The organism is Pantoea sp. OVA07A (genome assembly GCF_019969975.1).
In the GTDB taxonomy this organism is placed as follows: Bacteria; Pseudomonadota; Gammaproteobacteria; order Enterobacterales; family Enterobacteriaceae; genus Pantoea; species Pantoea agglomerans.
Genome location: NZ_JAHXYM010000005.1, coordinates 73,991 through 84,906 on the forward strand (window position 1 = coordinate 73,991; position 10,916 = coordinate 84,906).

10 protein-coding genes are annotated in these 10,916 nt (G+C 55.7%); 1 reads left to right on the forward strand and 9 read right to left on the reverse strand.

The features are described from left to right. Positions 1–118: 118 nt before the first annotated feature. Entirely contained in the window at positions 119–1,315 is a 1,197-nt protein-coding gene (locus LC417_RS16160) for a nicotinamide mononucleotide deamidase-related protein YfaY (RefSeq protein WP_010671458.1), read from the reverse strand. Positions 1,316–1,554: 239 nt separating this feature from the next. After that, positions 1,555–1,866, reverse strand: a complete 312-nt coding sequence (elaB, locus tag LC417_RS16165) for a stress response protein ElaB (RefSeq protein ID WP_010258091.1) — start codon at positions 1,864–1,866, stop codon at positions 1,555–1,557. Between the two features lie 335 nt (positions 1,867–2,201). On the opposite strand from elaB, the gene LC417_RS16170 reads away from it, so the two are divergent. Continuing rightward, positions 2,202–3,860: a glucan biosynthesis protein D gene (locus LC417_RS16170; RefSeq protein WP_029519710.1), complete on the forward strand. Its 1,659-nt coding sequence runs from the start codon at positions 2,202–2,204 to the stop codon at positions 3,858–3,860. 33 nt (positions 3,861–3,893) lie between these two features. Here the strand turns inward: LC417_RS16170 and LC417_RS16175 are convergent, their stop codons facing one another. The 7 genes from LC417_RS16175 to nuoI all read right to left on the reverse strand — a co-directional run bounded on the left by LC417_RS16175 (position 3,894) and on the right by nuoI (position 10,906). After that, positions 3,894–4,352, reverse strand: a complete 459-nt coding sequence (locus LC417_RS16175; RefSeq protein WP_010258085.1) for a GNAT family N-acetyltransferase — start codon at positions 4,350–4,352, stop codon at positions 3,894–3,896. Between the two features lie 123 nt (positions 4,353–4,475). Then, positions 4,476–5,933 carry an NADH-quinone oxidoreductase subunit NuoN gene (gene nuoN, locus LC417_RS16180; protein WP_010258083.1) on the reverse strand — a complete coding sequence of 486 codons (1,458 nt, stop codon included), beginning with the start codon at positions 5,931–5,933 and terminating at the stop codon, positions 4,476–4,478. 6 nt (positions 5,934–5,939) lie between these two features. Further along, on the reverse strand, positions 5,940–7,460 hold the full coding sequence (gene nuoM, locus LC417_RS16185) for an NADH-quinone oxidoreductase subunit M (RefSeq protein ID WP_010258081.1): 1,521 nt from the start codon (positions 7,458–7,460) through the stop codon (positions 5,940–5,942). A 210-nt stretch (positions 7,461–7,670) separates the two neighbouring features. Then, complete coding sequence (gene nuoL / locus LC417_RS16190; RefSeq protein WP_010258078.1) at positions 7,671–9,506, reverse strand: NADH-quinone oxidoreductase subunit L; 1,836 nt, start codon at positions 9,504–9,506, stop codon at positions 7,671–7,673. Next, a complete protein-coding gene (gene nuoK, locus LC417_RS16195; protein ID WP_003854236.1) occupies positions 9,503–9,805 on the reverse strand; it encodes an NADH-quinone oxidoreductase subunit NuoK in 303 nt (100 codons plus the stop codon). The genes nuoL and nuoK overlap by 4 nt, the downstream gene beginning before the upstream one ends. Then, entirely contained in the window at positions 9,802–10,353 is a 552-nt protein-coding gene (gene nuoJ, locus LC417_RS16200; RefSeq protein WP_010258075.1) for an NADH-quinone oxidoreductase subunit J, read from the reverse strand. Before nuoJ ends, nuoK begins: the two co-directional genes overlap by 4 nt. Positions 10,354–10,363: 10 nt before the next feature. Beyond that, entirely contained in the window at positions 10,364–10,906 is a 543-nt protein-coding gene (gene nuoI, locus LC417_RS16205; protein ID WP_003854239.1) for an NADH-quinone oxidoreductase subunit NuoI, read from the reverse strand. Positions 10,907–10,916: the final 10 nt, after the last annotated feature.

Below are 10,916 nucleotides of genomic sequence, written 5' to 3' on the forward strand. Positions count from 1 at the left end.
TGCCCGTGTTCCCTGCGCTTTGAGCTAATTTATTGCTGCGAGAATGACGCTGTATGGGATTAATTCGCAGTCACATACAAGACGGGCGCCTCAGGCGCCCGTTTTATTTTCACTGATATTACTGTCTGACAGTTTCAACCACATCAATCCAGCCGTGACCGGTGCTCACTTCGCTGCCGTGTAACCAGCGGCGCAGCATATTCATCGCCATCATCGCCACCACCTTCTGCCGCGTCTCCAGATTATGGCGACCAGTACTGAACTTCACGCGCTGACCAAAGCTGCCATCCGGCGTATGCAGCGCCACCGAAATCTCTTCCTGCTCCAGGCTGCCAACAGAGAGCGCCAGCGCGGCCTGCTGCTGTGCAGCAAGTTCGCGGGTGCGGATCACCTGCTGCTCCAGCGTCTCCTGCCGGGATGGCAGGATGTCAGCCCCACGCAGCGGCACGCTGGCGCCAGCCAACTGCCAGTAGAGCAGTCCGGCGGTGTATTGCTCACTGATTGCCAGCTGCTCACCGCGCTGCTCCAGCTCACGTGCCAGCAGCGCCGGTAAGCCTTCGGTGCCTTCGAAAATGGTGCACTCCGCCAGTTGCAGACGCACCTGCTGCCACACCTGCTCCATCGCCACCCGCTGACTGGCCGGGCCGGTGAGCTTGATCTCAATGATCGGCATGGACGAGCGATATCCCATGACCACGCCTTCAGGCAGCGCCAGCGGCTCCAGTTCGGCGGCAATATCGCTTTCACCGCGACCAAAGGTGGTCAGCCGCAGACAAATCGGTGGCTCGGGCGGCGAAAATTTCGCTTTCAGACGGGGTATGATCTGCTGCTCCACCATCACTTTAAATTCAGACGGCACACCAGGCGTGAAGAACATCCAGCAGCGATTGAGTTGCAGGGCAAAGCCACAGGCGGTACCGACCGGATTATCAATCAGCTCCGCATTGGCCGGGATTTCCGCCTGCTTGCGATTGCTGGCCGCCATCACGCGTCCCCGGCTGGCGAACCAGGCTTCCATCTGTTCCAGCCACTCCTGCTGCACCTCAAGCTCAACGCCACAGGCTCTGGCGGCTGCCAGCGCACTGAGATCGTCACTGGTCGGCCCCAGACCGCCATTCACAATCAGCACATCTGCCTCATGGCTGCGCGCCTGTAGCGTGGCGATTAGCGATTCGAGTGAATCTCCTACCGTGGTACGGCTGGTCATAGGCAACCCTTGCTGGAACAACATATCCGCCAGCCAGGCTGCGTTGGTATCGACGATTTGGCCATGCAGCACCTCATCCCCGGTCGACAGCATCTCTACTCTAATCACGTTGAGTTCTCCTTTTCACGTTTGCTTTACTGTACGAACTCCTCCCGCCAGACACAATCGGCATCACCAGGGATTGTGACCATTGCGTCTCAGGCACGTTGCGCATAAAGATAGCGAGAGTGAAGCAGGAACAAGGGAGGTGAAGGTGTTCAGGGAGTTAAAAACCAATAAAAACGGCGGGATTACCCCGCCGCTTTTTTAGTACAGTTGTCTGCTACAACTGGGTCAGCGAATCGCGATTAACGACGCGCCAGCAGCAGACCAAGTACCAGACCGGCTGTTGCACCGATACCGACACCCTGCCACGGTTTTTCGTGCACGTAGTCGTCTGCACGGTAAGCCGCTTGTTTAGCGCGATAGTAGTAGCTATCGGACGCCTGGCTGACACGGGATTTCACATCGTTCAGCGCCTGTTCGGCTTTGCTCTTAAGCTCAATGTACTTCTGATCGGCCGGATCACCTGATGCCTTAAGAACTTCTTCCAGCGTTTCAGTCAGTAACGCAATATCGTCATCGAGGCCCGTTTCGAATTGATTTGTCTGATTTACCATCGTTTCCTCCGTGTGAATTGCAAAGCAGTTCATTAACTATAGTCATAATCTGGCGCTCTGCTGATTTCCTGCTCCAGGAATCACCTGATTTTTCATCTGTTAATCTTGCTCAGTGCAGGCTGTGCGCCGTTTCGCTACGCAAAGAAGTGTAAGACGCAGCGGCAACCGCGGAATTTCGCTTCGCTTCTTTGATTAATCTGATAAATTTTGTCGTGACTGAATTTTCCAGTAACCCTACTGTCGTACCCCTCTGTTGCCTGTGATTATCGGGCCATGAAAGTGCATTTTGCACGACAGTCACGACACCCTCGAACAGCTAAGGAATAATCTCTGGCATGAATCGAAGAATGTTTATGAAAGCGTCAATGGCCTTCTCCGCCGTCAGCGGCATGACCGGCCTGTCAACGCTGTTTGCGCAATCCGCATGGGCAGAAGATGGCATTGCTGACGGAACCGCCGTACGCTTCGATTTCGACGTATTGAAGAAAAACGCGGCTGCACTGGCGAAAAAACCCTGGGGCGGAGCACCGGGCGCGCTGCCGGAGACGCTGGCCACATTGACCCCGCAGGCGTACAACGAAATTCAGTATGACGCCAACCACTCACTCTGGAACAACCTGCCCGATCGTCAACTGGACGTTCAGTTCTTCCATGTCGGTATGGGCTTCAAGCGGCGCATCCGCATGTTCTCTGTTGACGGCGAGAGTCGCGAAGCGCGCGAAATTCACTTCCGTCCCGAATTGTTCAACTACAACGACGCCAAAGTTGATACGAAGCAGCTGGAGGGCAAAACTGACCTCGGCTTCGCCGGTTTCCGCGCCTTTAAAAAACCGGAACTGGCCCGTCGCGACATCGTCTCCTTCCTTGGCGCAAGCTACTTCCGTGCCGTTGACGATACTTTCCAGTACGGCCTCTCGGCGCGTGGCGTAGCGATCAACACCTTCAGCAATGGCCAGGAGGAGTTTCCCGATTTCACCGCCTTCTGGTTTGAAACGCCAAAAGCGGAAGATACCACCTTTACCTGCTACGCCCTGCTGGATGGTGCCAGCGTCACCGGTGCTTATAAATTCATCATCCATTGCGAAGAGAAACGCGTGGTGATGGAGGTGGAAAACCACCTGTTTGCCCGTAAAGAGATCCGTCAGATTGGCATCTCGCCAATGACCAGTATGTTCAGCTGCGGCACCAACGAACGCCGTATGTGTAACACTTACCATCCGCAGATCCATGACTCCGATCGCCTGGCGATGTGGACCGGTAAAGGTGAATGGATTGCCCGTCCGCTGAATAATCCTCAGCGTCTGCAGTTCAACGCCTATGAAGATGAGAATCCACGTGGATTTGGCCTGCTGCAGCTTAATCACGACTTCAAAGATTATCAGGATGTGATTGGCTGGTATGACAAACGTCCCAGCCTGTGGGTTGAGCCGGTCGGTAAGTGGGGCAAAGGCGCGATTAACCTGATGGAGATCCCGACCACGGGTGAAACGCTGGATAACGTGGTCTGCTTCTGGCAACCGGCTGAGCCGGTCAAAGCGGGCAGCGAGCTGAACTTCTCCTACAAGCTTTACTGGAGTGGTCTGCCGCCGGTGCGTAGCGGTCTGGCACGCGTGGATGCAACCCGTACCGGTATCGGTGGTTTCCCGGAAGGCTGGGCGCCTGGCGAACACTTCCCGGAAACCTGGTGCCGCCGCTTCGCCATTGATTTTATTGGTGGTGATCTGCAGGCTGCTGCGCCGAAAGGGATTGAGCCGGTGATTACCGTTTCATCCGGCAGCGTGAAGCAGGTTGAGATTCTGTATGTCGATCCGCTTAAGGGCTATCGCATCCTGTTTGACTGGTATCCGAACAGCGATTCCACCGAGCCGGTAGAGATGCGTCTGTTCCTGCGCAGCAAAGATGAGACGCTGAGTGAAACCTGGCTCTATCAATATTTCCCGCCTGCGCCGGATCAGCGTAAATATGTCGATGACCGCCAGATGACTGTGGGTTGATGTAAAAAAGGCGAGGCTCAGGCCTCGCCTTTTTTATGGCGCGTTCTTCAGCATATCGACGTGAGGGATCCCATCTTCCAGGTAGTTCTCCCCCACCGCGACAAAGCCATGCTGCCCATAGAAACTTTCCAGATGCGCCTGCGCGGAGAGAAACAGATCGCGGCCCGGCCAGTGCTGCTGACAACTGTTGATTGCCTGCTCCATCAGACGATTCCCCAGCCGCGCACCACGAACTCGATCTGAAACAATCACCCGTCCGATTTTCACCGGGCTGGTCTCATCCTCCGGGGAGAGCAGTCGCGCATAGGCCACCAGCTGGTCATCCGCCATTCCCAGCAGATGCCGGTTTTCCGCCTGCAAATCTTTGCCATCCACATCAAGGTAAGCGCACTGCTGTTCCACCACAAACACGGCACTTCGCAACGCCAGCAGGGCATAGAGCTGTGAGGGGGTCAGTTCGCTATGGTGTTTATCCTGCCAGTTAATGTCCATGGTCTCTCCTTTAAACCACACACTCTACATCAGCGCGGTGTCGCCAGCACCTGCTGGTGACACTCTTTTACAGGCAAAAAAAATCAGGCCCGGAGGCCTGATTCGTCAGTCGCAGCAACGCGCTTACATCAGCGGCTGAGCCATCTGCACCAGTCTGATCAGCGGCTGCGGGTAAACCCCTAACAGCAGCACCAGAATGGCAGAGATCAGTACCACCACACCACCGGCCGTAAATGCCCAGTTAGCCGGGGTATCACGGGTATGCAGTTCCGGCGGGCTGAGGTAGAGACTCACCGTCACGCGCAGATAGTAGTAGAGGCCAATCGCACTACCCGCGACTACAGCACCGGTCAGCCACCACAGGTGCGCACTGACGCCTGAAGCGATAACGTAGAATTTACCGATAAAGCCCAGCGTCATCGGGATACCCGCCAGTGACAGCATCATCACCGTCATCACCGCTGACAGAATAGGTCGATGCCAGAACAGACCGCGGTAGGAGTAGAGCGAGTCAGCATCCGGGCCACGATATGGGCTGGACATCAGACTCACAACACCAAAGGCACCCAGGCTGCTGAACAGATAACCGGCCAGGTAAACGCCCGACGTTTCCAGCGACAGCTGATGATCTTTCACCGCAATCAGTGCCACCAGCAGATATCCGAGGTGGGCGATAGAGGAGTAACCCAGCAGACGCTTGATGTTGCTCTGCGAAATCGCCATCAGGTTACCGAACAGAATCGACACAAAGGCGATCATGGCCAGCACTGTGCGCACCGCTTCGCTGTCGGTCACCGGCGCATACATAAACAGACGCATGATGACACCGAAGATAGCAATCTTGCTGGCGGTGGCCAGGAAGGTTGAAACCGGCGCAGGCGCACCCTGATAAACATCGGGGGTCCAGAGGTGGAACGGAACCAGTGAGAGCTTAAAGCCCAGACCGATAATCATCATACCCAGACCCACCAGCAGCAGTGGCTCGTGGATCATGCTGTCAGTCAGGCTCTGGCCCAGCGCCACAAAGCTCAGGTTACCGGAGTCGGCGTAGATCAGCGCAATACCAAACAGCAGGAACGACGAGGCCGCCGCCGAAAGAATGGTGTACTTCAGTGCGGCTTCCAGTGAACGTTTCTGGCGGAAGGCGTAACCAATCAGACCAAACAGCGGCAGCGACAGCAGTTCAATGCCGATGAACAGCGAAGCCAGATGGTTAGCACTGGCCAGCACGATGCCACCAAGTGCCGCAATCAGCACCAGCAGGTAGAACTCATCTTTGTTGTCCGGGAAGCCCGCCAGCCATGGATAGGCAAAGGTACAGGTCGCCAGACTCGCCAGCATGACCAGCGCGGTATAGAACATCGAATAGCCATCGACGCGCAGCAGCGGCGTGACATCCATCGCCCCGACCTGACCGACAAAGTAGAGCGAGAGCAGCGCCAGGTTCAGGCCAACTACCGTTAGCGTGGCGTTAACGAAGTGGTTGCGTCGCCAGGCAATGGACAGCATCACAACCACCACCGTCAATCCGACGATTAACAGCGGTAGCAACGCAATCAATTGGTGAGGAGTTATTGTCATGGCGAATTACGGCCTTGTAGTTGAAATTGAAGCGGTAAACCACTGCTGAATATTGCTCATGGCAGCGTGCGAAGTATCCAGAATCGGCTGTGGATAGACGCCCAGCAGCACCAGCAGCACCACCAGAACACCGATGGTCATAAACTCACGCGGTGACATGCCTGGCAGCGGATCTTTCGATTTCGCTTCGCCGTAATAAGCGCGCTGCATCATCACCAGCGAGTAAATCGAGGCAAACACCAGACCAAAGGTCGCGATGATGATAATCATCGGCACCACCTGGAAGCTGCCGGTCAGAATCATAAATTCGCCGACGAAGTTACCGGTGCCTGGCATACCGAGGTTGGCAACAGCAAAGAACAGCGACAGACCCGGAATCCATTTGATGCGCGACCACAGGCCACCCATCTGACGCATATCACGAGTATGCAGACGTTCATACAGCTGACCACACAGAATGAAGAGTGCTGCAGCGGAGAGACCGTGCGCAATCATCTGAATCACCGCGCCCTGCAGCGCCAGCTGGCTGCCGGTATAGATGGCAATCAGCACAAAGCCCATGTGCGAAATCGAGGTGTAAGCAATCAGACGTTTGATATCAGTCTGCGAGAAGGCCATCCAGGCACCGTAGAAGATACCGATGATGCCTAACCACATGGCGATTGGCGCAAACTCGGCTGACGCATTCGGGAACAGCGGCAGACTGAAACGCAGTAAACCGTAAGCTGCGGTTTTCAGCAGGATACCCGCCAGGTCGACAGAACCAGCCGTTGGTGCCTGACTGTGCGCATCCGGCAGCCAGCCGTGCAACGGTACCACCGGCATCTTCACCGCAAAGGCGATAAAGAAGCCCAGCATCAGCAGATATTCAACACCGCTCGACATTGGGGTCTGCAGCAGCTGTTCGTAGTTGAATGTCCAGACGCCAGTCGCGTTGTAGTGGACAAACACCAGGCCCAGAATCGCAATCAGCATCACCAGACCTGAAGCCTGGGTGTAGATGAAGAATTTGGTCGCGGCGGAAATACGGGTTTTGCCGTCCGATGCTTTATGACCCCAGAGCGCGATGAGGAAGTACATCGGCACCAGCATCATTTCCCAGAAGAAGAAGAACAGGAACAGGTCGATGGAGAGGAAAACACCGATTACGCCGCCCAGGATCCACATCAGGTTCAGGTGGAAGAAGCCCTGATACTTTGAAATCTCATTCCAGGAACAGAGCACCGCCATCAGACCGAGCAAGCCGGTCAGCACCACCATCAGCAGCGACAGGCCATCAATGGCTAAATGGAAGCTGATGCCGAAGCGTGGGATCCACGGAACGGAGAAACTTGACTGCCACTGCGGAATGCCCGCTGCCTGCGTCAGTGAATAGCCTCCCTGCAACCAGAGTTGCAGTGAAAGCGCCAACGTCAGCCCCATAGTGATCAGTGCGATCCAGCGTGGCACCTTCGCACCAAGGCGCTCAGTGAGCCAGCAGATCAGACCACCGACGAAGGGTATGATAATTAGCCAAGGTAATAACACGGCACACTTCCCTTTTCTTTGTCTTAGTTCGGGCTATCTTACTTGCCATTTTGGCTCCCGGCAGTGCTCGCAATCCTCACATACCTCGGTATGCTCCGGTTGCTGTGCGCTGGCGGTAACCAAACTGGCCGCGACGATAACGCCCTTGCTCAGGACAATTTTTGACATTCTCAATGGGCAGATTAGCTAACCTGCCCCGCTCATCAATCTTTAAATCACCAGCAGCAGAGCCAGCACCAGCACGGCGCCCACGCTCATTGACGCAACGTACCAGCGCAGGTAGCCATTCTCACTGACTACCAGGCCTTTGTTGGCAATACGTGACAGCAGCGCAGGCAGGTTCATCAGGCCATTCAGTGGGTCGCGCTTCAGCAGCCACGCAATACCCAGATAAGGTTTGACGAACACTTTATCGTAGAGCCAGTCGAAGCCCCAGGCCGCAAACCACCAGGTGCCGAAGAAACGGCCTGGTGCACTGTTTGCGATACGGGTAACCAGCTCACGTTTGCCCAGCCACAGCGCGGCAGCGATCAGAATGCCGACAATCGCTACGACGCCCGAGGTGATTTCAAGTCCCACTTTGCCCGCTTCACCGAACTCATTGGCTGGCAGTACCCCTGCCAGCGGCGGCGTGATCAGCGCACCAATAAAGGTAGAGAGCAGCAGCAGCACAATCAGCGGCAGATGATGGGTAATACCCTTACCGGCGTGCGCATGAATTTTCTCTTCGCCGTGGAACACGATGAAGATCATACGGAAGGTATAGATAGAGGTCAGGAACGCCCCCACCAGACCCGCAACCATCAGGTTGATGTGACCATTAGCCAGTGCGCCAAACAGGATCTCATCTTTACTGTAGAAGCCCGCCGTAATCAGCGGCAGTGCCGCCAGCGCCGCGCCGCCCACCAGGAAGCAGGTGTAGACCAGCGGAATGCTCTTACGCAGGCCGCCCATTTTGAAAATGTTCTGCTCGTGATGGCAGGCCAGAATCACTGAACCCGAAGAGAGGAACAGCAACGCTTTAAAGAAGGCGTGCGTCATCAGATGGAAAATCGCCGCATCCCACGCCTGAACACCCAGCGCCAGGAACATGTAGCCAATCTGGCTCATGGTGGAGTAAGCGAGAACACGTTTGATGTCGGTCTGTACCAGCGCGGCAAAGCCTGCCAGCACCAGGGTTATCGCCCCGATAATCCCGACCAGATGCAGCACTTCCGGCGTCAGCAGGAAGAGACCGTGGCTACGGGCAATCAGGTAGACACCGGCTGTCACCATGGTCGCGGCGTGGATCAGTGCCGAAACCGGTGTCGGACCGGCCATCGCATCTGCCAGCCAGGTCTGTAACGGCAGCTGAGCCGATTTACCGACCGCGCCACCCAGCAGCATCAGCGTTGCCCACTGCAGCATATGGTTATCTGCGGCAAAGTGCGCAGGTGCCAGCTCCATCATCTCGCGGAAGTTCAGCGTGCCCAGCTCGTTGTAGAGGATGAACAGACCAAATGCCAGGAAGACGTCGCCCACGCGGGTAATGATGAACGCTTTCATCGCCGCTTTGCCGTTTTCCGGATTGCTGTAGTAGAAACCGATCAGCAGATAAGAGCAGAGGCCTACCCCTTCCCAGCCCAGATACATCAGCATCAGGTTATCGGCCAGCACCAGAACAACCATGCTGGCGATAAACAGGTTGGTATAGGCGAAGAAGCGGGAGTAGCCCTCTTCTCCACGCATGTACCAGGAGGCGAACATGTGAATGAAGAAACCGACACCGGTTACGACAGACAGCATGGTCAACGACAGGCCATCCAGCGTCAGGTTCACCTTCATGTCGAAGTTGCCGACATGCATCCAGGTCCAGAGCGCCTGCGTGTAGGCTTGCTGGCCGTTGGCGAAGAAGTCAAAACCGACCATAGCCGTGGTCAGGGCCGCCAGACCCACCGATCCCATACCAATCGTGGCCGACAGGTTCTCTGACCAGCGACCGCGCGAAAACGCTAACAGCAGAAAGCCGATCAGCGGAAACAAGACAGTTAAATAGAGAAGATTCATCCGCGCATCTCGCTCACAGTATCAATGTTCAGCGTCTGACGACGACGATAGAGCTGAAGCAGCAGTGCCAGACCAATACTGGCTTCCGCTGCCGCCAGGCTGATCGCCAGGATATACATCACCTGTCCATCGGCCTGACCCCAATAGCTCCCGGCAACCACCAGGGCTAAGGCGGCGGCGTTGATCATGATTTCAAGGCCGATCAGCATAAACAGCAGATTGCGGCGTATTACCAGCGACGTCAGTCCAAGGACAAACAGCACGGCAGCAAGAATCAATCCATGTTGTAACGGGATCATGCGTTCTCCTTTTTCACCTGAGCGGCATCAGCATTACGGTTACTCAGGACTTCGCCCTGACGCTCTTCACGACCGATATGGAACGCCACGACCAGACCCGCCAGCAGCAGCATTGAGGCCAGTTCAACCGCCAGTACGTAAGGACCAAACAGGCTGATGCCGACCGCTTTGGCGTCGATGATGGTGCCATCGATGCCCTGATCGTTGGCGGTCAGGATGGCGTAGACCATTACGACCAGCAGCAGCAACGAGACGATACCCGGGCCAATCCACAGTGACGGGCTGAGCCACTCACGCTCCTGCTTCTCGGTCTGCTTGCCTAAGTTCAGCATCATGACCACGAAGACGAACAACACCATAATGGCACCGGCGTAGACGATGATCTCCAGCGCACCGGCAAAATAGGCTCCCATAGAGAAGAAGACGCCCGCGATCGATAACAGCGAAACGATCAGGTACAGCAACGCATGTACCGGATTAGTGTGAGTAATGACGCGCAACGTCGTCAGCACCGCCACCAGCCCGCAAAGATAAAACGCAAATTCCATGCCTTGCTCCTTAAGGTAATAAGCCTTTGACGTCGATAGGCTTCGCTTCGTTTTCTGCTTCGCCCTTATCTTTACCGTCAATCGCCATACCTGCCATGCGGTAGAAGTTGTACTCCGGATATTTACCCGGCCCCGAAATCAGCAGATCGTCCTTCTCATACACCAGATCCTGACGCTTAAACTCACCCAGTTCGAAATCGGGGGTCAGCTGAATCGCAGTGGTCGGACAGGCTTCCTCACACATGCCGCAGAAGATGCAGCGTGAGAAGTTGATACGGAAGAACTCCGGGTACCAGCGGCCATCTTTGGTTTCAGCTTTCTGCAGCGAGATACAGCCAACCGGACAGGCAACCGCACACAGGTTACAGGCGACACAACGCTCCTGACCATCCGGATCGCGGGTTAACACGATACGGCCACGATAGCGTGGTGGCAGATAAACCGGCTCTTCCGGATACATCTGAGTTTCACGTTTGGCGAAGGCGTGCAGCCCGATCAGCCAGATACTGCGAACTGTCGTGCCAAAGCCTACGACAATATCTTTCAAAGTCATTTGTTAACCC